This window comes from Uliginosibacterium silvisoli, assembly GCF_036017035.1.
GTDB lineage: Bacteria > Pseudomonadota > Gammaproteobacteria > Burkholderiales > Rhodocyclaceae > Viridibacterium > Viridibacterium silvisoli.
In genome coordinates this window covers 41,611-63,485 of the sequence record NZ_JAYXHS010000005.1, presented here as the reverse complement: position 1 = coordinate 63,485, position 21,875 = coordinate 41,611, and the positions used below count along the sequence as shown (strand labels likewise).

The following is a 21,875-nucleotide window of genomic DNA, read 5'->3' as shown; positions in this document are numbered from 1 at the left end:
GTGCGAGCGGAGAAAGATCCGATAGCGCGGAGCGCGTGGGAAATTGAGCGCGTGCGTGGCGGGCCGATCTTGCCAACCGCCCGCCGCTTTCCAGCCTGTCTGTCAGCCGTTCTAGGCGCTTTGCAGCGAATAGACGAGGCGATCCTTGCCGCTCTGTTTTGCGCGGTACATGAGCTCATCTGCACGGTGAATCAACTGCTCGGCGGAGTTGGGCGGGATCGGGCACGTCAGCACACCGATGCTGAAAGTGACTGGCCATAGATCGAGCAACATGCGGTTGAGCAAAGCTTCGCGCAGGCGCGGGGCGACGATGGCTGCAGCGTCAGAGTCGGCATTGGGCAGGAGCACGACGAACTCGTCGCCACCGAGTCGCGCAACTGCATCGATGCCGCGCACGGTCTGCAGCAGGGTCTGGCTGACCGCTTGCAGCAGGCGATCGCCCTCGCGATGACCAAGGCGGTCATTGATGGCCTTGAAGTCGTCGAGATCGATGTAGATGAGCGACAGGGCCTGGCCATGGCGCAACGCGCGCAGGATTTCCTGATCCACGTCGTTCATGAATGCCATGCGATTGCGCGCGCCGGTGAGGAAGTCGGTACGCGCCAGCGCACGTTCGCTTTCCAGCAGGCGTCCGATTTCAGCGACAAGCACCGCGACCACAGTGAACAGGCAGGCCACGATGATGAAGTTCCACAGCATGACCGCCGTCGCCAGGTCCGCACGTACTTCGCGCGGGTTGAGGATGACGATCAGGACTGCGCTCAATACCGCCGTTGTAATGCCAGCATTGCGGCTGATGCGCCAGGCAGCCAATGACACGGGCAGGCAATAGAGGGCGGAGAGGGAAAGATAAGTGCCGGAGACGTAGTCTAGCCCGGCGACGGCAACGAACAGGGCGAGCGTCAGCACATGCATGAATGGGCGCGGCAAATGCTGCAGCCACCCCATGAAGTGATGGAGGCGAGTGTTCATGATTTTTCCGGCGGCTGACCCCGGCCGCGCAGTGCATATTATTTTGTATCGCGACGCGACACTGATGCCACGATGATAAGGCCTGCACGGGCCTCATGTGTGAAAACGGCGCTACCCGTCAGCTGTTTTTGTCTGTTTCGTCGCTGGTGAGTCGTTCACGATTCGTCAGTTGGGGAAAGTGTTTCATCCAGGTCGCTACGACCAGCAGGGTGCCTATTCCGCCTATCGCAACGGAGGTGACGGCACCCCACAGTGCGGCTGTCGTGCCGGACTCGAATTCGCCCAGCTGGTTCGAGGCGCCGATGAAGATCGAATTGACCGCACTGACGCGGCCACGCATTTCGTTAGGAGTTTCCAGCTGTACCAGCGATTGGCGAATGACCACGCTGACCATATCGGCTGCACCTGTGATGACGAGTGCTCCCAGCGATAGCAGAAAGAGTTTGGAGAAGGCGAATACCAGTGTCGCCACGCCGTAGAGCGCAACGGCACCGAACATCACCTTGCCGACGCGGCGTTCAATGGGTTTGCGTGCCAGCCAGATGGATGTGGTGAGTGCGCCGACTGCTGGCGCCGAACGCAGCATGCCCAAGCCGATCGGTCCGACCAGCAGGATGTCGCGCGCGAAGATTGGCAACAGTGCGGTCGCGCCCCCCAGTAGCACGGCGAACAGGTCCAGCGAGATGGCTCCGAGCACGGCCTTGCGATGCCAGATGAAATCCAGCCCGGCAAACATGCTGCGCAAGGTCACAGGCTCGCGTGGCGCGGGCGCGTGGTCGATCCTGATGCTCAGGAAGCTGATGGCTGAGCAGAAGGTCAGCGCACAGCACAGTGAATAAACGGCATTGGCTCCGGCGGCGTAGAGGAAGCCACCAAAAGCCGGGCCCACGATGATGGCGAATTGCACGCCTGACGAGCTCAGCGCCATGGCACGCGGCAGGACTTCGAGAGGCACGACCAGTGGTGCGAGCGCCTGCTGGGTTGGCATCTGGAAGGCTTTGGCAGTGCCGATGAGCAGTGAGCAAATCAGGATCAGGTCGCGGCTGATCCAGTGGTAGTGGGTGCTGGCGATCAGCACGCCGATCACCAGTGTCTGCAATGCGAGGCATACGGTGATGATGCGGCGGCGATCGTAGCGATCGGCTACGTGGCCGACGATCAGGGTGAACAAGAGTGCCGGCGCAAATTGCACGAGGCCGACCAGGCCCAGGTCCATCGCGCTGTGCGTGAGGTCGTACATCTGCCAGCCCACTGCCACGGCCAGCATATTGTTCGACATCGAGGTGAAAACGCGCCCGAACCAGAAACTGAGAAACGGACGATGACGGAACAGCGCGAATTCTGAGGCCGACATGAGGTGCGGAAATAGCGAGGAGTGGAGGAACGCTTCAGTTGCCGGGGCTGCTAGGCCCGCGATCCAGGCCGCCAATGAGAGGAACGATGGTTATGTCCGCAGTCTGTGCTGGCAGCTTGATCGTGATCTGGCGCTTGTTGACGTCGTAATCCCAGTTGTCTTTGGAGATACCTCTTACGGTACGCACGGATGTCGATTTCTGGATCGTCAGTTGCGTGGCCTTGTGTGGCGCAAAACGGATGTTGATGGTTTCGGGTGTGACCGTCGCCTCCAGGCTGAGCGGCTCATCACTATCAAAGGAGAACAGTCGGGAGTCGTACCTGCGTGCTTCGATCAGGTTGATCCGGGTGTCGCTGCCGCGCGTGCTGACAGAGCCAGCCAGCCCGTTGATGTTGATATTCTCGGCGCGGATCACGGCATCATTCTCCGTGGCCATGAATACCACGTCGTCCGCGTCTTGCGTCTTGATGCCCACTGCATAGCCGCGGCTGGCTTTGATGGTGCGTATCGTCGCATCTTCTGCGCTGTAGCCGTCACGGTGCGGGTACATCACGCTGAAGAAATTCTGCTCCTTCGATTTCTTCAACGTTTCCGCCGTCACGTGCCATTCATTCGGCATCCGTTTCTCGTAACCGCTGGCAACGGGTGGCGTGAAACTGTCGGTCTGCTTGAGGCTCAACTGACCGGGTGGGGGCGACAGCAGGAGCGTGTCGAGACGCGCGATGCCCTTGGCCATTGCGATCCGATTGTTGTCCGGATCCAGACCCATCTCTTCGCGTGCGTGGAGTAGCCACTGGAATTTCGACTCCTGTGGCGCAGCGACTTCATCGAGCATCACGAAGTAACGGCGGTCGACAAAGAAGATGTGACGCAGTGCCTTCGTTGCGAGGCCGGCGTAAGCCGCCTTGGCATCACCCGTGACGAAGCTGAAACGATCGCCGGAGATCTCGCGGCTGACGCGTCCGGTGGCCGTTGCGCTCTTGATCTGCTGGCCCTGGCCGTCGATGAGGATGGCATTCTTGGCTGCAGTCGTACGGGTCCAGCCGACATGGTGCGGGCTGTCGTACCACTCGCGGTAGCCTGAGGAGATGGCCAGCGGCTCGCCGAAGGCGTTGATGACGAAGCTGTTCTGATCGGCAAAGCTGTGGCTCGCCGAACCATACGGGCTGGACTTGAAGGCCAGCATGATGTCGCTGTCCTTGTTGCCGAGGCGCGAATGCATCGCGACCCAGCCGATGTCGTTGAAGTAGCGCGTCTGTGGCAATTGCGTCAGCTCGGCCTCCTGCAATTTCGACTGGCTGCGACGGAACAGGTGCAGCATCGCGTCCATCGCACCGAAGTCGTAGTAGCTGAACGCGGTGGGGTATTTGCTCGTCAGGAGGTGGCCGAAACGCAGCAGGTAAGGGTCCTGCTGCAACAGGGCAAATTTCTCCAGCATCAGGGCGATGCTTGGCGTCGGCCCCATGATGTTGGTCAGGTCGCCAAATGAGGACGCCGGGTAGGGCATCAGGTTATAGGCGGCGAACCACGGCGTGTTGCGGAAGAACGGGCGTTGCAGCGGCTCATCGAAGCCTTGCAGCTTCATGGCTTCGAGGAAGCGCAGATGCTGCGTCATGCCGGTAGCCCAGTAGTTGAGGCCTTCGGACCAGCCGCCCGCATCACCGCCCCACACCGGGAACTGGCGCTGGTAATACTCGTAGCTCCAGGCAACCCAGGCAGGTGCAGCTGCCGTGTCGTGATACAGCGCGAGACCACCCAAGCCCAGCGTGGAGATGAAGCGCATCGGGTGGCTGAGCGAATTGTCGGGCGAGGTTGGCGTCGTCAGCGCAAACTTCGGCTGGACGTGTTCGGCCAGCAATGTCAGGCGTGCGGCAATCGCAGCGCTGACCGTTGCACGCTCTTCGGCAGTCAGCGCCGCCCATGCCCAGTCATAGGCAAAAATCATCGGACGCAGATGCTGGATGAATAGCTCGTCGTTGGTGTGCAAGACATCGCGATCGATCTTCCAGCTCGCCAGATGCATCAGCCAGCGTGCGGCCTCACGACCGTAACGTTCTTCGCCGGTCAGTTGATAGCCGAGCGCATACCGCCAGGCCCAGTTGCCGGTGTCGTTGGCGACCATGTAACCCTGGCGCCAAGCCTCCGACCCCGACTGCGTACCGTTCTTTACCGCTGCTGGCTGCGGAGGAAGCGGCTTGTTGTCGAGTGGCGCGACCGCCAGCCTGGCCAGTGCTGCGCCATCAGTTTGCGCGGGCAGCGTCTTGAGCAGGAATTCACGCAGAGCCGGAATATCGGCCGGACGCAACAGCAGGCGCGGATGTTCGTTCTTGAGGCTGGCTGCCAGCACCGGAATGCGTGCCTCGACGATCTCCTTGTCCGTAGCCGCGTGTGCGGCAAGGGATTGCAGGTTGCAACTCAGCAGTACGAGCAGGAGAGCGAAGGGTTTGGCGAGGGCGTTGAGGGACGAGACAGACTGGCGAAAGAAGAGCGCTGACAAGATTCAACTTTCCCGCTCCGCACCGGGGAGCGAACGGAGCAACAGTGATTGCCGGAACAGCGCTGGCCGTGGAGGCGGGCGCCGTTGAAACGCTACGGGAAAGCCGCAGCCTCGGCGGGGAGGCCGCAATCTTAGCACCAGGCTTCGCGAAAGGTGTTTCAGGGGACTTCGCCGGTCTCGCGGCGACTAGTCGGACATGAAAGTCCGCAAGGAGGGGAAATCTGCCGCGTACTTGCTGATCCACTCCTCGGCGGCGGTGCGGGCATCGAGCACGCGGCCTTCGAGACGCATCACCTCGTTGCGGTAGTGCTCGATATGGCAGATCTGCTCCACCATGCGCGCCGCGAAAGCATCTTCTCGTTGCAGGAAGCGGATGCCTATCTCGTGGTGACCATTGCGGTGCCGGCACCAGGCCACTTCGCCTTCCGCCTGGAATGGCGGACTGACGAGCTCGATGCAGATCTCGACGTGGGTGCCGACATCCATCTCGCATTCAGAGCGGCAGGCCAGACCACCCAGGCTCACGTCCATCAGACGTTGCCCGACGCGGCCCTGGATCGGCTGTGCATGGACTTCAATGGGAACATCAGTTGGATGGCGCAAAAAGGCGCGTGCAGCAGCACCCATCGAATCCTCCGGTCGGAAAACTGAACTTCATTATGGGTCAGGCTTGCTGCATCGCAAGGCGGATTGACCCTAACGACCGGTTGTCTGCAGTGTTTACTGAGGCAGGATTTCGCCGTCCACGTAGTACCAGCGCCCTTGCTCGCGCACAAAACGGCTGATCTCGTGCAGGCGTTGCGCGCGACCACTGACCTTGTAGCGGGCTATGAACTCGACCGTGGCGCTGTCGCCTTGCTCTGCCTGTGCGCGAACATCCAGTGCTATCCATTTGGTTGGCTCGTCGCCGTCAAACGAGAGCTCGGCCGGGCGTGTGCTGGCATGCCAGCTGGCTTGCAGGTAGTCCGCCAGCTGCAGCACGAAGGCGCTGTAGCGCGAGCGCATCAGCGATTCGGCGGTGCCCGCCGCCGCGCCAGCATGCAGGGGCTGGCAACAGGTGGCGTAGATGCCTTTGCCACACGGGCAGGGAGTCTGTTTCGCGGCTTTCATTCCCAGTCGAGCCCTGCAGGTACCAGGGGCTCTTCTTCCATGGCTGCGATCTGCTCCTTGAGCTCGAGGATGCGGTCCTGCCAATAGCGTGGCGTGCCAAACCATGGGAAGGCGACCGGGAAGGCCGGGTCGTCCCAGCGGCGCGCGATCCAGGCGGCGTAGTGGATCAGGCGCAAGGTCCGCAGCGCTTCGATGAGTTGCAGCTCGCGATTGTCGAAGTCGCGGAACTGGCGGTAACCGCGCAGCACGGCACCGAGCTGGCGCGACATGCTGTCGCGGTCACCCGAGAGCAGAAGCCACAGATCCTGGATTGCCGGGCCCATGCATGTGTCATCGAAGTCAACGAACCATGGCCCGTCGTCGGCCCACAGTACGTTGCCACCATGGCAGTCGCCATGGATGCGCAAGTGCCGGAAGCTGCCCGTCTGCGCGAAGCAGCTGCGCACGTGGCCCATGGCGCGCTCCACCGTGCCTTGCCAGGCATCGAGGAGCTCCGGCGGAATGAGCGCATGGGCGCTCAGCCATGCCTGCGAATCGTCGCCCAGGCGCGCGACGCTGAGGGCCGGGCGTTCGGCGAAGCTCGCGAGTTCGCCAATGGCGTGAATGCGCGAAATGAAGCGCCCCATCCAGGTCAGCGCTTCGTTGTTGTCGAACTCCGGTGCACGACCACGCAGTTTCGGATACAGCGCGAAGCGGAAATCGCCATGGTGATGCAGTGTGTTGCCGGCGAATTCCAATGGCGCCGCGACCGGCAACTCCGCTTCGGCCAGGCTGCGGGTGAAGGCGTGCTCCTCGAGAATGGCCGCGTCGCTCCAACGTGCGGGGCGATAGAACTTGGCAATCAGGGGTTGAGCGTCGTCGATACCGACTTGATAGACACGATTCTCGAAGCTGTTGAGTGCGGCGAGTCGGCCATCTGTTCGCAAACCGAGACTGTCGATAGCGTCCAGCAGGGTGTCCGGCGACAGGGTCGCGAAGGGCGTTGAGGCAGATGTCTGCGCGGAAATCATTGGATGGACCGGGTGATGGATGCGTGATGTGTTCAGAACAGCGCCATGCCCAGCACTGCGGCGATGGCCAGCCACCATAGCGGATTCTGGCGTGAGTAGTACGAGGCGAATGCACTGGCGCCGGCGAGTGCATAGATCGCCCAGCCTTCGCCGGCGGTCTGGACCAGCAGACAGCCGCTGCCAAGGATAAGGCCGATGGTGATGGGGGCGAGGCCGCGTTCGATGGCTGTGCGCCAGGGCGAGTGGCTGAAACGATCCCACAGCTTTCCGACGCCAAAGGCCAGCAGCGAAGTGGGGCCGCACATGCCTATCGTCGATACGATTGCGCCCGTGATGCCTGCGAGCTTCCAGCCGATCAGGCTGACAATCAGCACGTTCGGGCCGGGGGCAGCCTGGGTGATGGCATACAGTGTCCCGAACTCGGCGCTGCTGATCCAGCCATTGACCTCGACGATCTGGCGATGCATTTCGGGTAGCACCGCGCTCGCGCCGCCCACAGCCATCACCGATAGCAGGCAGAAGCGCAGGAACAGTTCGAGGATTGAAGGGGGCATGCTCATTCCTCCGCCTTTCCAGCCCGCTCACGTTGCACGCTGAACCAGCCGCAAGCGATGCTGATCGGCGCCAGGACGAACAGTACGGCGAGCAGCGGCAAGCGTAGCCATACGATCCCGAGGAATGCTGCGAGTAGCGTCAGGAACGACCAGGCATTGCGATCCATTCTTACCGCGAGCTTGGCGCTGGTCGCGATGATGAGACCCGCTGCCGCAGCGGCCACACCCGTCAAGGCGTGATTAAGCATTGCCGAGTCGGAGAACTTCTCGTAGATGCTGGCGAGCGTCAGCACAATGATGAGTGGCGCCAGCATCAGGCCGGTGACTGCGCAGATCGAACCGCGCCAGCCATGAAAGCGCGAACCGAGCACCACGGCCATATTGACGATGTTGGGGCCGGGCAGCCCTTGGCCCAGCCCGAGAAGCTCGGTGAACTGCCTGTCGGTGAGCCAGCGACGGTCGTCGACCAGCATGCGACGTGCATGAGGCAGCACGCCACCGAATCCCGAGATACCCGTCTTGAAGAAGCCGGTGAAGAGTTGCTTCTTCGTAGGCGTTACGGTTTCCATTGCTGAAAGAGTCATCGGGAGATTTCTGTTCTCTATGGCGTGCGGGTCAAAACAAAACAGCCCGCATTTTCGGGCGGGCTGTTTCTTCGTGTGCTGCGTGCCTGGTGGCCTCGCTTCTACCTGTTACACCTTCACTTCGTCAGCGATTTCCTTGTACTCGCTGATCTGGTCGAAGTTCATGTAGCGGTAGATCTTGCCTGCATCGGCGTTGATGACGCCCATGTCGGCCTGATATTCCGCCACGGTCGGCAGGCGACCGAGCTTCGATGCGATGGCAGCAACTTCTGCCGAGGACAGGTACACGTTGGTGTTCTTGCCCAGACGATTCGGGAAGTTGCGTGTCGAAGTGGACACGACGGTTGCACCCTCGCGCACTTGTGCCTGGTTGCCCATGCACAGCGAGCAGCCCGGCATCTCGGTACGTGCGCCTGCAGAGCCGAACACGCCGTAGTGGCCTTCCTTGGTCAGCTCGGAAGCATCCATCTTGGTCGGCGGAGCAACCCACAGCTTCACCGGAATGTCGCGCTTGCCTTCGAGCAGCTTGGAGGCCGCACGGAAGTGACCGATGTTGGTCATGCACGAACCGATGAAGACTTCGTCGATCGGCGTGTTCTGCACTTCCGACAGCACCTTGGCGTCGTCCGGATCGTTCGGGCAGCACAAGATCGGTTCCTTGATGTCGGCCAGGTCGATCTCGATGATGTGTGCGTACTCGGCATTGGCATCCGGTTGCAGCAGTTCGCCGTTGGCGATCCAGTCTTCCATCTTCTGGATGCGGCGTTCCAGCGTGCGCTTGTCTGCGTAGCCGTCGGCGATCATGTTCTTCAGCAACACGATGTTGGAGCGCATGTACTCGACGATAGGCGCCTTGTTCAGCTGCACCGAGCAGCCAGCTGCCGAACGCTCAGCCGAAGCATCGGACAGTTCGAAAGCCTGTTCGACCTTCAGGTCAGGCAGGCCCTCGATTTCGAGGATGCGGCCCGAGAACTCGTTGATCTTGCCGGCCTTGGCAACGGTCAGCAGACCTTGCTTGATGCCGTACAGGGGGATGGCATGCACGAGGTCGCGCAGCGTCACGCCACGCTTCTGTGCTTCTTCCATCGAGCCCTTGAAGCGGACCAGAATCGATTCAGGCATGTCCAGCGGCATCACGCCGGTGGCTGCCGCGAAAGCCACCAGACCGGAACCTGCCGGGAAGCTGATACCCACCGGGAAGCGGGTGTGCGAGTCACCACCGGTGCCGACGGTGTCGGGGAGCAGCATGCGGTTGAGCCAGGAGTGGATCACGCCATCACCCGGGCGCAGCGAGATGCCGCCGCGATTCGAGATGAACTTGGGCAGTTCGCGGTGCGTCTTGACGTCGACGGGCTTTGGATATGCAGCCGTGTGGCAGAAGGATTGCATCACCAGGTCGGCGGAGAAGCCGAGGCAGGCGAGGTCCTTGAGTTCGTCGCGGGTCATCGGGCCGGTCGTGTCCTGCGAGCCGACCGAGGTCATCTTGGGTTCGCAGTAGGTGCCGGGACGCACGCCATGGCCTTCCGGCAGGCCGACAGCGCGGCCGACCATCTTCTGCGCCAGCGTGAAGCCCTTGCCCGTGTCGGCCGGGTTCTGCGGCAGGCGGAACAGGGTGGAGGCTGGCAAGCCGAGGAATTCACGAGCCTTGGCCGTCAGGCTACGGCCGATAATGAGATTGATACGACCGCCAGCGCGCACTTCGTCGAGCAGCACGAGCGTTTTCAGCTGCGACTCGGCAACCGTTGCGCCGCCCTTGATGGCGATGACCTTGCCTGTGGCGTGGTCGATCTTCAGTTCGATTTCGTCGCCGAGGTCCAGCTTCGAGACGTCGATTTCGATCGGCAGTGCGCCAGCATCTTCCTGCGTGTTGAAGAAGATCGGAGCGATCTTGCCACCGAGACACACGCCACCGAACTTCTTGTTCGGCACGAAGGGAATATCGTCACCGGTCCACCACAGCACGGAGTTCGTCGCGGACTTGCGCGAGGAACCGGTACCCACCACGTCACCGACGTAGGCGACAGGCTTACCCTTGGCTGCGAGATCTTGGATCAGCTTGATCGGGCCGCGCTTGCCGTCTTCTTCCGGCTTGAAGGGTGCATCAGCGCGCGTGTTCTTGAGCATCGCGAGGCCATGCAGCGGGATGTCAGGACGGCTCCATGCATCAGGCGCAGGAGAGAGGTCGTCGGTATTGGTTTCGCCCGGCACCTTGAAGACGGTCAGCGCAATGCTGGCCGGCACTTCGGGACGCGAGGTGAACCATTCGGCATCGGCCCAGCTCTGCACGACTTCCTTGGCCCGGGCGTTGCCGGCCTTGGCCTTCTCGGAAACGTCGTGGAAGTAGTCGAACATCAGCAGCGTCTTCTTCAACGCGGCTGCAGCGATGGGCGCCAGCGCTGCGTCATCGAGCAGGTCGATGAGTGGCTTGACGTTGTAGCCACCGACCATGGTGCCGAGCAGTTCGGTGGCCTTTGCCTTGGAGATCAGGGCGACGCTGATGTCACCGTGTGCGACGGCTGCGAGGAAGGAGGCCTTGACCTTGGCGGCGTCGTCCACGCCCGGCGGTACACGGTGCGTGATGAGGTCAAGCAGATAGGCGTCTTCACCGGCAGGTGGTGCCTTGATGAGCTCGATAAGATCGGCCGTTTGTTTTGCATCCAGCGGCAGTGGCGGGATACCCAGCGCAGCGCGCTCGGCAACGTGTTGGCGATAGGCTTCAAGCACGATCAAATCCTCCGGCAGTGTTCCGTTCGCCCCGGCGGGCAGAGACGGCGTTCAATTAAGAATTACGATAAAAAGAAGCGTCAAAAAAACGCTCCTGTGCGCTACCCGGCAATTCGCAGCCAGTAGCATGCGCACGCTTCAACAAATTCCAGTAGTAACGATACGAAGCACGATCGTGCAGGCGACCCTGCATCTGTATCGGCCCCCACGACGCGTCCTGCGCCGCGGCAATTACTTCTGTTGCTTCCACCAGTTCGGTGTAATCCGGCTGCATGGCAGTCAGGATCGGCCCGATCTGGTTCGGATGGATGCTCCACATGCGCAGGAAACCGAATTCCTCGCGCGCACGCCGCGCATCCTCTCGAATCTTTGCTGCGTCATTCAATTCAGTCGTGACGTTATGCGTTGGCACAACCGAATTCGCCAACGCAGCTGCCACTATTTCCGTCTTCGCTCGGCGCAGGATCGCGTGATCGAACTGCCCCGGGCTCTGCATCGCGCTGCCGGGAATGGCGCCGTGATGCGTACTGACAAAATCCATCAAACCAAAATCGAGCGAACTGACACCATCCAGCCCTGCGATGTCCCACACCTGGTGCAGCGCGCCGTGCGTTTCGATGAGCACGTGTACTGCAATCCGGCGATGCAGGCCGTTGCGCTGCTCGGCGTCGCGCAGCACATGCAGCACTCGCCGCACATCGCTGACGCCACGCGCCTTGGGCAGCGTGAGGTAAGCGAGTCGTGTGCCAGCTGCGGCCACGATGTTCTGCAGGTCCGTCATCCACGACGCGTGTGTCACGTCGTGAATGCGGGCGCCAATCCGGTCGAAGCGGTTGTCATCGCTCATGATGAGTGAGGACACCAGTTCGGTATGTGCTACTTCTTCGCCGACGGCTGCGCCGTCTTCGCAATCGAGCGTCACATCAAATGTTGCTACGCCATTGCGGGCTTGCTCGATCTGCAAGGCCAGCGCCTTGCGCATCAGCTTCTCGCTACCTGCGTAGTGATCCACTCCCGGGATGGAGGGGAGGGCCCCTCCATCCTGGACAAGTACCGCATCGGGATGAATGCGGTCCATGGTTACTTCTTACTTCAGCAGGTCCGCAACGCCGGCGCGCTCTTCTTCCAGCTCGTTGAGCGTGAAGTTGATGCGCTCGCGCGAGAACTCGTCGACTTCGATACCTTCGACGCGCTTGTACTCGCCGTTTTCGGTGGTCACGGCCACGCCGAAGATGATGCCTTCAGGAATGCCGTAGGAACCATCCGAAGGAATACCCATGGTGACCCATTCGCCCTTGGAGCCGAGCACCCAGTCGCGCACGTGGTCGATGGCTGCGTTGGCAGCCGAAGCAGCGGAAGACAGGCCACGCGCTTCGATGATCGCTGCGCCGCGCTTGCCAACCTTCGGCAGGAAGGTTTCGCGGTTCCAGGTTTCGTCGTTGATCAGGGTCTTGACGCTGTCGCCGTTCGAAGTGACGAAGCGGTAGTCGGCGTACATGGTTGGCGAGTGGTTGCCCCACACGACCAGGTTCTTCAGGCTGTCGACCGTGCGGCCGGACTTGGCAGCCAGTTGCGATAGCGCGCGGTTGTGGTCCAGACGCAGCATGGCGGTGAAGTTCTTTTCCTTCACGCGACCAAACTTCTTCGCCGTTTCCTTGGCGATGTATGCATTGGTGTTACATGGGTTGCCGACGACCAGCACCTTGACGTCCGGGTCTGCGTACTGACCGATAGCCGCGCCTTGCACGGTGAAGATCTTGGCGTTTTCGGTCAGCAGGTCCTTGCGCTCCATGCCGGGGCCGCGTGGGCGTGCGCCAACCAGCAATGCCACTTGCGTATCCTTGAATGCAACGGCTGGATCGTCAGTTGCGATCACGCCGGCCAGCAGCGGGAATGCGCAGTCTTCCAGTTCCATGATCACGCCATTCACAGCCTTCTGGGCTTGGGGGAGATCAAGCAGTTGCAGGATGACGGGCTGATCCTTGCCGAGCATTTCGCCGCTGGCAATGCGGAACAACAGGCTATAACCAATTTGGCCGGCGGCGCCGGTGACAGTGACGCGAATGGGGGACTTGGACATGGATAAGCTCCTGGAGCGATAAATCAACAAGAATCGACAAGAAATTCAACGAAAAATCAACGCGGTGGCCTTTTGGTGGGTCGGCTATTCATATAGCCAACTCCTGACCCGTTTGCTGGTTCATCCGTGACTGTAGCGCAGCATTCTTGCGATGCACAACGCGCAACGAGGAGTCACAATCAAAACATTCTGACCGGATCGACCTCAAGGCATTCAGCGAAACCTCAGCAAACAGGCGGAGGATACATTGATTTTTTGAAGTGTGTCAAAAGCTGTCTAATGTCTTATATAAGATCATAGACTCTATGTGGACGGTGTCAAATATTTATGCTTGAATGCAGGCCATGGCAAACCTGTCGCCCACCTTCAGTCCCTTGTACCAGCAGATCAAGAGCCTGATTTTACAGGCGCTTGAGGCAGGTGAATGGGCGCCGGGGCAGGCGATACCGAGCGAGCAGGATCTGGCGGTTCGCTTCGGCGTCAGTCAGGGGACGGTCCGCAAGGCGGTTGACGAGTTGTCGGCAGAGAACATCCTGCTGCGTCGCCAGGGGAAAGGGACATTTGTTGCCTCGCATCACGATCCGCGCGCATCATTTCGCTTTCTGCGTCTGGTGCCGCTTGCGGGTGGTGCCGGGCAGCCGAAAAGCTTTCCGCTGGAGTGCTGGCGGGCAAGGGCCGGACAGGAGGCGTCGAAGAACCTCCATGTGGCCCTGGGGAGCCCGATCATCATCATCCGGCGTTTGCTGAAGTTCGATGTGAAGCCAGTGGTTGTGGATGAGATTTACCTGCCGGGGGAGATGTTCCAGGGTTTGACGCTGGAAATACTGCAGGAGTGGGAAGGTTCGCTGTACAGCCTTTTCGAAACCCGTTTCGGCTTACGCATGATTCGTGCTTCGGAGCGTATCCGTGCGGTCGCTGCAGAGCGGCAGGTTGCAGAGTTGTTGGGCGTGGCAGAGTACACGCCCTTGCTGTCGGTGGAGCGCGTTGCTTACACCTATGGCGACAAACCGGTGGAGTGGCGGCGCGGGTTGTATTCGACGGCCGAGCATTTCTACCTGAATGAGCTTAGTTAGTTGCTACGTACTTAGTTGCTTAGTGAATCGCTCAGTTAGTTAATCAGTTGGATAGCCAGTACTGGGAGGTGTGTTGTATGGCGGAAGTGATAGTCCGTAAGCCAAGACCCAAGCATCTGAATCTCATCCAGATCAGATTGCCACTGCCGGGGATCGTCTCGATCCTTCATCGCATCAGTGGCGTGGGCTTGTTCCTGTGTTTGCCGTTGTTGCTTTGGCTGTTCGGCGCGAGTCTCGGTTCGCGTGAAGAGCTGGACGCCTTCTACACGGTATTCAACTTCAGTCTTCTCGGCTTGCCGATCGTCAAGCTGGTTCTGCTCGGCCTCCTCTGGTCTTTCCTGCATCACTTCTGTGCAGGGATCCGCTTCCTTCTTCTTGATATGCACGTCGGCGTCGAACTGCCTGCCGCGCGCATGAGTTCCGTCATCGTGCTGGTCGTGAGCCTCACGCTGACTGCCGCCATCGGGGTGCTGATATGGTGAAACGTCTCGTAGTTGGTGCGCATTACGGGTTCAACGACTGGCTGCTCCAGCGTCTGACCGCCGTAGTCATGGCGCTGTATACGGTGCTGTTTGCCGTGCGCGTGATCTTGCTGCCGTCTTACGACGTGTTCAGCTGGTACGAGCTGTTCTCCGGCAGCTTCTTCATGCGCTTTGCCACATTCCTGTTCTTCATGGCCTTGTTCTATCACGCCTGGGTTGGCGTCCGGGACATCTTCATGGACTACATCAAGCCGATCAGCGTGCGCCTCGCACTGCACACGATCGTTGCCTTCCTTCTGTTGGGTTATGCCGGTTGGGCAGCCCAGATTCTGTGGAGACTCTAATTGAAAGTCGCCAAGCGTACGTTTGATGCAGTGATCGTGGGGGCCGGTGGTGCCGGCATGCGCGCTGCGGTGACTCTGGCTGAGTCCGGTCTGAAAACAGCCGTCATTTCCAAGGTCTTTCCGACGCGCTCGCACACGGTTGCGGCGCAAGGTGGTGTTTCTGCTTCGCTCGGCAACTCCGAGCCGGATCACTGGACCTGGCACATGTATGACACCGTCAAGGGTTCCGACTGGCTCGGTGACCAGGACGCGATCGAGTTCATGTGTAAACAAGCGCCGCAAGTGGTCGTTGAACTCGAACACTACGGTATGCCGTTCGACCGTACCGATGAGGGCAAGATCTACCAGCGCCCGTTCGGTGGTCACATGTCCAATTTCGGCGAGAAGCCGGTGCGTCGCGCCTGTGCGGCAGCTGACCGTACTGGTCACGCCATGTTGCACGCGTTGTACCAGCGCAATGTGCGTGCGAACACCCAGTTTTTCGTCGAGTGGATGGCCCTGGATCTGCTGCGCGCACCGGATGGCCGCGTGCTCGGCGTGATCGCCATGGAAATGGAAACCGGTGAGATCACCGTCTTCCAGGCCAAGGCAACGCTGTTCGCCACCGGCGGTGCCGGTCGTATTTACTACTCCTCGACCAATGCCTTCATCAACACCGGTGACGGCGTCGGCATGGCGGCGCGTGCCGGCATCCCGCTGGAAGATATGGAGTTCTGGCAATTCCACCCGACCGGTGTTGCCGGCGCGGGCGTGCTGATTACCGAAGGCGTGCGCGGCGAAGGCGGCATCTTGCGTAACGCGGGGGGCGAGCGTTTCATGGAGCGCTATGCACCAAACGCCAAGGATCTGGCTTCGCGGGACGTCGTTTCGCGCGCCATGGTTACGGAAATCAACGAAGGTCGCGGCTGTGGTCCGAACAAGGATCACGTGATGCTGGACATCACCCACCTCGACGCAGACGTGATCAACAAGCGTCTGCCGGGTATCCGCGAAATCTCGATCCAGTTCGCCGGTACCGACCCGATCAAGGCACCGATCCCCGTCGTGCCGACCTGTCACTACCAGATGGGCGGCATTCCGACGAACTATCGTGGCGAAGTGGTCGATTACGGCAACGTCATCCCCGGCTTCTATGCTGCGGGTGAATGTGCCTGTGCGTCGGTGCATGGCGCGAACCGTCTCGGCACGAACTCGCTGCTCGACCTGCTGGTGTTCGGCAAGAGCGCGGGCGAGTCGATGATCGAGTACATCAAGAATGAACCGGCAGCCTTGCAGGAAATCCCGCAAAGCGAGATCGACAAGTCGTTGGCGCGCGTCAATCGCCTGAATACGCAGACCGGTGGTTCGGACGTGGCCGAAACGCGTCTGGAAATGCAGCGCACGATGCAGGCTCACGCTGGCGTGTTCCGCTTCAAGGATCTGCTGCAGCAAGGCGTGGACAAGATTCTCGAAATCGAAAAAGCTGTTCAGCAAACCGAGATCAAGGACAAGTCGCAAGTCTGGAACACGGCACGTACCGAAGCGCTGGAACTGGAGAACCTCATCGAGGTTGCCAAGGCCACGATGCTGTCGGCAAATGCCCGTACGGAATCGCGCGGTGCGCACGTGCGTGACGATGCTCCGGATACCCCGGAACGTCCGAATGGCCGTGACGACGAGAACTGGCTCAAGCACACATTGTGGTATCGCGACGGCAATCGCCTCGAATACAAGCCGGTCAATCTCAAGCCGCTGACTGTTGAAACCGTTGCGCTGAAAACGCGTGCGTACTGATTCCGGAGCTCATAAAAATGGCCACTGATACCACTGTGCGCACAGTTCAATTCAAGATCTATCGCTACGATCCGGATAAGGACGCTGCGCCTTACATGCAGGATATTTCGGTCGAACTCGACCCGTCCGATCGCAAGCTGCTCGACGCGCTCACAAAGCTCAAGGGCAAGGACGATTCGATGTCTTACCGTCGTTCATGCCGCGAAGGCGTGTGCGGCTCGGACGCGATGAACATCAACGGCAAGAATGGTCTGGCATGCCTGACCGACATCGACAGCCTGGCGCAGCCGATCACGCTGCGTCCGCTGCCGGGCCTGCCGGTCATTCGTGACCTGATCGTCGACATGACGCAGTTCTTCAAGCAGTACCACTCGATCAAGCCTTACGTCGTCAACAACACGCCCGTGCCTGAGCGTGAGCGTTTGCAAACGCCGGAAGAGCGTGAAGAACTCAATGGCCTCTATGAGTGCATCTTGTGCGCGTGCTGCTCGACCAGCTGCCCGAGCTTCTGGTGGAACCCGGACAAATTTGTGGGCCCGGCGGGTCTGCTGGCGGCTTACCGTTTCATCGCCGACACGCGCGACGAAGAAACGAACGAGCGTCTGGATAATCTGGAAGATCCGTACCGTCTGTTCCGCTGCCACACCATCATGAACTGCGTGGATGTGTGCCCGAAGCATCTGAACCCGACCAAGGCCATCGGCAAGATCAAGGAATTGATGCTGTCGCGTGCAGTGTAAGGACGGAACCGAGCGATGTATGTCTTGCGTGAAAAGATCAAATGGCGTGCCCGGCGAGGTCTGCTGGAGCTCGACCTGTTTTTCACGCGCTTCATCGCCAACGATCTGGACGCGTTGAGCGAGCCAGAGCTGGAGAATCTGCTGGACCTGCTGACCTGTGATGACCATGAGCTGTGGGCCATGCTCAGTGGCAAAGAGGAATGCGAGGTTCCGCATTGGCAATCGACGGTTGCGTTGCTGAAACGCAGCGCTCCCGATATTGCGAACACAAGTTTGTAATCCTGTTGAACGTACTGGAAGGGAAGGAAAACTTATGACGACCCCACGCAATGCCACGCTGACCCTGGATGGTCAGTCTTATGAGTTCCCCGTCCTGACCGGCTCGATCGGCCCGGACGTGATCGACATCCGTTCGTTGTATGCGAAGTCGGGTGCTTTCACCTTCGACCCCGGCTTCATGTCGACGGCATCCTGCAAGTCGTCCATCACTTACATCGATGGCGATAAGGGCGAGTTGAAATACCGTGGTTATCCGATCGAGCAACTGGCGGTTAACGCCAACTTCCTCGAAACCTGCTTCCTGTTGAAGAACGGTGAGCTGCCTACGCAAGCTGAGTACGATGCGTTCGAGACGAATGTGCGTACCCACACGATGGTGCACGAGCAGCTGACGCGCTTCTACCAAGGTTTCCGCCGCGACGCACATCCGATGGCGATTCTGGTGGGCGTGGTCGGTGCACTGTCGGCCTTCTACCACGACTCGCTCGACATCAATAACCCGGAACACCGCAATATCGCTGCGATCCGCCTGATCGCCAAGATGCCAACCATCGTGGCGATGGCCTACAAGTACACCGTGGGCGAACCGTTCATGTTCCCGCGCAACGACTTGGGCTATGCGGAGAACTTCCTGCATATGATGTTCGCAACGCCGTGCGAAGAGTACAAGCCGAACCCGGTGCTGGCACGTGCACTGGATCGCATCCTGATCCTGCATGCTGACCATGAGCAGAACGCTTCGACGTCGACCGTGCGTCTGGCTGGTTCGTCCGGTTCGAACCCGTTCGCCTGTATCGCTTCCGGTATCGCCTGTCTGTGGGGCCCGGCACACGGTGGCGCCAACGAGGCCTGCCTGGAGATGCTCAACGACATCCAGAACCAGGGTGGCGTGGCCAAGATCGGCGAGTTCATTGCCAAGGTCAAGGACAAGAACTCCGGCGTCAAGCTGATGGGCTTTGGTCACCGCGTCTACAAGAACTTCGATCCGCGCGCTACGCTGATGCGTGAGACCTGCCACGAAGTGCTGGGCGAACTCGGTTTGCAAGACGACCCGCTGTTCAAGCTCGCCATGGAACTGGAAAAGATCGCCTTGGAAGACGAATACTTCGTCAGCCGCAAGCTCTACCCGAACGTCGACTTCTACTCCGGCATCGTGCAAAAGGCCATGGGCATTCCTGTGCCGCTGTTCACCGGTATTTTCGCGCTGGCCCGCACCATCGGCTGGATTGCCCAGTGGAACGAAATGATCGGCGATCCGGAACAGAAGATCGGTCGTCCGCGTCAGCTCTACACCGGTGCTACGACGCGCGACGTCAAGCCGATTGCTCAACGTTGATTCGATCCTGAAGTATGTGGCTGGCGGGGTGTCTCGCCAGCCGTTTCAACCCACACCGCCCTCCGCCCTGATCACACCCGAAAATACAGGTGATCCCAAATGATGAAACCTTTCCTTAACAACTCCTATCTGTTCGGCAGCAATGCGCCGTTCATCGAGGAGCTGTACGAGACCTACCTCGAGAATCCCGCAGCTGTATCTGATCAGTGGCGTGATTATTTCGACCAGCTTCAGAATATGCCTGGCAACGGCCGTGACGTGGCGCATGCGCCTGTCATCGCGTCGTTCGCGCAGATGGCCAAGCAAGGCAAGACCGCTGGCACCTCGACCGGCGTCGCTGACAAGCGCCAGGTTGGCGTGCTGCAGATGATCAATGCCTACCGCTTCCTGGGTAACCGCTGGGCGCAGATCGATCCGCTCAAGCGTCAGGAACGTCCTTCAATTACCGAGCTGGAGCCATCGCATTACGGCTTCACCGAAGCCGATCTGTCGGCGCCATTCAATATCGGTTCGTTCCAGTTCCAGCAGAACAGCCAAGCGACATTGCGCGAGATTCTCGAAGCTTTGCGCCAGACCTACTGCGGCACGCTGGCTGCCGAGTACATGTACATCAGCGACATCGCGCAGAAGCGCTGGATCCAGTCGCGTCTGGAGCCGATGCGCTCGACGCCGGCTTTCCCCGCTGAGCAGAAGAAGCGCATCCTCGAACGCCTGACGGCTGCCGAAACGCTGGAAAAGTACTTGCACACAAAGTATGTCGGCCAGAAGCGTTTCTCGCTCGAAGGTGGCGAATCCGCCATCGTGGCGATGGACAGCGTCATCAACACGGCGGGTGCCAACGGCGTGCAGGAAATCGTCATCGGCATGGCCCACCGCGGGCGTCTGAACGTGCTGGTGAATACGCTGGGCAAGAGCCCGTCGACCTTGTTCGGCGAGTTCGAAGGCAAGTACGCCGAAGAGCTGGCTGCCGGCGACGTGAAGTACCACAAGGGCTTCTCCAGCGATGTGAATACCGCTGGCGGCCCGGTGCACCTGACGCTGGCTTTCAACCCGTCGCACCTCGAAATCGTGAACCCCGTCGTGCTGGGGTCGGTCTTCGCGCGCCAGAAGCGCCGCGACGGCAACCAGAGCCAGGTCCTGCCGGTGTTGATCCACGGTGACGCTGCGGTGGCAGGTCAGGGCATCAACCAGGAAATCCTGAATTTCAGTCAGACGCGTGGCTATGGTGTCGGTGGTGCGATCCACATCGTCATCAACAACCAGATCGGCTTTACGACTTCCGACCCACGCGACTCGCGTTCGTCGATGTATTGCACGGACATCTTCAAGATGGCCGACACGCCGATCTTCCACGTCAATGGCGATGATCCTGAAGCCGTGGCACTTGCCTGCCAGTTGGCAGTCGAGTTCCGCCAGACCTTCAAGAAGGACGTTGTCATCGATCTGCTGTGCTATCGCAAACTCGGCCACAACGAAGCCGACGAGCCGATGGTTACTCAGCCGCTGATGTACAAGAAGATTGCTCAGCACCCTGGCACGCGCAAGCTGTACGCTGATCGCCTGATTGGTACGGGTGTGTGCGGTGCGAACGAGCCGGACGGCATCATTGCGCAGTACCGCGAGCATCTGGACCGTGGCGAGCTGCTCTACAACCCGGTTCTGTCGGGTCACAGCCGCAAGTACGCGCAGGATTGGAGCCCCTACCTGCACAAGCCCTACACCGATGAAGGTGATACGGGCGTGCCCTTGGCCGAACTCAAGCGTCTCGCGCAGCGTCTGACGACGATGCCGGAAGGCTTCACCTTGCACCCTACGGTTGCGAAGGTTGTCGAAGGCCGCAAGGCCATGGGTGAAGGCGCTCGCGCGCTGGACTGGGGCATGGGTGAAAACCTCGCTTACGCCTCGCTGGTCGCACAAGGTTATGGTGTGCGTCTGTCCGGTCAGGATTGCGGCCGCGGTACGTTCTCGCATCGCCACGCCGTTTTCCACGACCAGAATCGCGAAAAGTGGGATGCAGGCAGTGCGATTCCGCTGCAAAGCATCCAGGACGGCCAGGCTTCGTTCGTGGTCATCGATTCCGTGCTGTCGGAAGCCGGTGTGCTCGGTTTCGAGTATGGCTATGCGACGGCAGAGCCGAACCAGCTGATCATCTGGGAAGCTCAGTTCGGTGACTTCGCCAATGGCGCGCAAGTCGTCATCGACCAGTTCATCGCCTCCGGTGAAGCCAAGTGGGGGCGTCAGGCCGGCATCACGATGCTGCTGCCGCACGGTTACGAAGGGCAGGGCCCAGAGCATTCGTCAGCGCGTATCGAACGCTTCATGCAGCTGTGCGCTGAAGACAACTGGCAAGTGTGCGTGCCTTCGACTCCAGCACAGATCTTCCACGTGCTGCGTCGTCAGATGGTGCGTCCGCTGCGTAAACCGCTGGTGGTCATCACGCCGAAGTCGCTGCTGCGCCACAAGGATGCCACGTCCTCGCTGGAAGAGTTGGCGAGCGGCACCTATCGCACCATCATCGACGAAGTCGACAATATTGATGCGAAGAAGGCCAAGCGCATTGTTTTGTGTTCCGGCAAGGTCTATTACGAGTTGCTGGCAGAGCGTCGTGCGAAGGACATCAAGGATGTCGTTATCGTGCGTGTCGAACAGCTCTACCCGTTCCCGGAAGAGGCTTTCGATGCAGTCGTGCACAAATATCCGAATGCCAAGGAAGTGGTGTGGTGTCAGGAAGAGCCACGCAATCAGGGTAGCTGGTACTGGTTTGCATCGCGCCAGCATCTGGCGAAGTGCCTGCGCAAGGATCAGGAACTGTTCCTGATCGCTCGTCCGGCCTCCGCATCTCCAGCCGTGGGTTACTCAGCGAAGCACAACGTTCAGCAGAAGGCAGTGATTGAAGGTGCGTTCGGTCCTCTGGACCAGGGCGTTCCGGCGAAGTAAGCCGCGTCCTTCGCACCCCATACACC

Annotated in this window: 19 protein-coding genes; 8 read left to right on the top strand and 11 right to left on the bottom strand. The window is 60.1% G+C overall.

Going from position 1 to position 21,875, the window contains the following annotated elements:
- Positions 1 to 111 precede the first annotated feature (111 nt).
- The 11 genes from VVD49_RS20805 to VVD49_RS20755 all read right to left on the bottom strand — a co-directional run bounded on the left by VVD49_RS20805 (position 112) and on the right by VVD49_RS20755 (position 12,885).
- Positions 112 to 972: a GGDEF domain-containing protein gene (locus tag VVD49_RS20805; RefSeq protein ID WP_327601163.1), complete on the bottom strand. Its 861-nt coding sequence runs from the start codon at positions 970 to 972 to the stop codon at positions 112 to 114.
- 118 nt (positions 973 to 1,090) lie between these two features.
- The gene (locus tag VVD49_RS20800; RefSeq protein ID WP_327601162.1) at positions 1,091 to 2,326 is read right to left on the bottom strand and encodes an MFS transporter; all 1,236 of its coding nucleotides are present in this window, start codon (positions 2,324 to 2,326) and stop codon (positions 1,091 to 1,093) included.
- Positions 2,327 to 2,360: 34 nt separating this feature from the next.
- Positions 2,361 to 4,823 (bottom strand): heparinase II/III domain-containing protein, encoded by a 2,463-nt coding sequence (locus tag VVD49_RS20795; RefSeq protein WP_327601161.1) that lies wholly within the window; start codon positions 4,821 to 4,823, stop codon positions 2,361 to 2,363.
- A 186-nt stretch (positions 4,824 to 5,009) separates the two neighbouring features.
- Entirely contained in the window at positions 5,010 to 5,450 is a 441-nt protein-coding gene (locus VVD49_RS20790) for a PilZ domain-containing protein (RefSeq protein WP_327601160.1), read from the bottom strand.
- 93 nt (positions 5,451 to 5,543) lie between these two features.
- Positions 5,544 to 5,933, bottom strand: a complete 390-nt coding sequence (locus tag VVD49_RS20785) for a YchJ family protein (protein ID WP_327601159.1) — start codon at positions 5,931 to 5,933, stop codon at positions 5,544 to 5,546.
- Positions 5,930 to 6,943: a serine/threonine protein kinase gene (locus tag VVD49_RS20780; RefSeq protein ID WP_327601158.1), complete on the bottom strand. Its 1,014-nt coding sequence runs from the start codon at positions 6,941 to 6,943 to the stop codon at positions 5,930 to 5,932. Before VVD49_RS20780 ends, VVD49_RS20785 begins: the two co-directional genes overlap by 4 nt.
- Positions 6,944 to 6,975: 32 nt before the next feature.
- Positions 6,976 to 7,497, bottom strand: coding sequence for a chromate transporter (locus VVD49_RS20775; protein WP_327601157.1), 522 nt, complete (start codon positions 7,495 to 7,497; stop codon positions 6,976 to 6,978).
- Between the two features lie 2 nt (positions 7,498 to 7,499).
- The gene (locus tag VVD49_RS20770; RefSeq protein WP_327601156.1) at positions 7,500 to 8,081 is read right to left on the bottom strand and encodes a chromate transporter; all 582 of its coding nucleotides are present in this window, start codon (positions 8,079 to 8,081) and stop codon (positions 7,500 to 7,502) included.
- A gap of 108 nt (positions 8,082 to 8,189) precedes the next feature.
- Positions 8,190 to 10,805, bottom strand: coding sequence for a bifunctional aconitate hydratase 2/2-methylisocitrate dehydratase (locus VVD49_RS20765; RefSeq protein WP_327601155.1), 2,616 nt, complete (start codon positions 10,803 to 10,805; stop codon positions 8,190 to 8,192).
- Positions 10,806 to 10,860: 55 nt separating this feature from the next.
- A complete protein-coding gene (locus VVD49_RS20760) occupies positions 10,861 to 11,883 on the bottom strand; it encodes an HpcH/HpaI aldolase/citrate lyase family protein (RefSeq protein WP_327601154.1) in 1,023 nt (340 codons plus the stop codon).
- 9 nt (positions 11,884 to 11,892) lie between these two features.
- Complete coding sequence (locus VVD49_RS20755) at positions 11,893 to 12,885, bottom strand: malate dehydrogenase (protein WP_327601153.1); 993 nt, start codon at positions 12,883 to 12,885, stop codon at positions 11,893 to 11,895.
- A 344-nt stretch (positions 12,886 to 13,229) separates the two neighbouring features.
- On the opposite strand from VVD49_RS20755, the gene VVD49_RS20750 reads away from it, so the two are divergent.
- The 8 genes from VVD49_RS20750 to VVD49_RS20715 all read left to right on the top strand — a co-directional run bounded on the left by VVD49_RS20750 (position 13,230) and on the right by VVD49_RS20715 (position 21,849).
- Complete coding sequence (locus VVD49_RS20750) at positions 13,230 to 13,958, top strand: GntR family transcriptional regulator (protein ID WP_327601152.1); 729 nt, start codon at positions 13,230 to 13,232, stop codon at positions 13,956 to 13,958.
- A gap of 77 nt (positions 13,959 to 14,035) precedes the next feature.
- A complete protein-coding gene (gene sdhC / locus VVD49_RS20745) occupies positions 14,036 to 14,440 on the top strand; it encodes a succinate dehydrogenase, cytochrome b556 subunit (protein WP_327601151.1) in 405 nt (134 codons plus the stop codon).
- Positions 14,434 to 14,784 (top strand): succinate dehydrogenase, hydrophobic membrane anchor protein, encoded by a 351-nt coding sequence (sdhD, locus tag VVD49_RS20740; protein ID WP_327601150.1) that lies wholly within the window; start codon positions 14,434 to 14,436, stop codon positions 14,782 to 14,784. Before sdhC ends, sdhD begins: the two co-directional genes overlap by 7 nt.
- On the top strand, positions 14,785 to 16,557 hold the full coding sequence (gene sdhA, locus VVD49_RS20735; RefSeq protein WP_327601149.1) for a succinate dehydrogenase flavoprotein subunit: 1,773 nt from the start codon (positions 14,785 to 14,787) through the stop codon (positions 16,555 to 16,557). It begins immediately after the preceding gene.
- Positions 16,558 to 16,574: 17 nt separating this feature from the next.
- Positions 16,575 to 17,297, top strand: coding sequence for a succinate dehydrogenase iron-sulfur subunit (locus tag VVD49_RS20730; protein ID WP_327601148.1), 723 nt, complete (start codon positions 16,575 to 16,577; stop codon positions 17,295 to 17,297).
- 15 nt (positions 17,298 to 17,312) lie between these two features.
- Entirely contained in the window at positions 17,313 to 17,576 is a 264-nt protein-coding gene (locus VVD49_RS20725) for an FAD assembly factor SdhE (protein ID WP_327601147.1), read from the top strand.
- A gap of 34 nt (positions 17,577 to 17,610) precedes the next feature.
- Positions 17,611 to 18,912: a citrate synthase gene (gene gltA, locus VVD49_RS20720; RefSeq protein ID WP_327601146.1), complete on the top strand. Its 1,302-nt coding sequence runs from the start codon at positions 17,611 to 17,613 to the stop codon at positions 18,910 to 18,912.
- Positions 18,913 to 19,011: 99 nt separating this feature from the next.
- Positions 19,012 to 21,849 (top strand): 2-oxoglutarate dehydrogenase E1 component, encoded by a 2,838-nt coding sequence (locus tag VVD49_RS20715; protein WP_327601145.1) that lies wholly within the window; start codon positions 19,012 to 19,014, stop codon positions 21,847 to 21,849.
- Positions 21,850 to 21,875 lie beyond the last annotated feature (26 nt).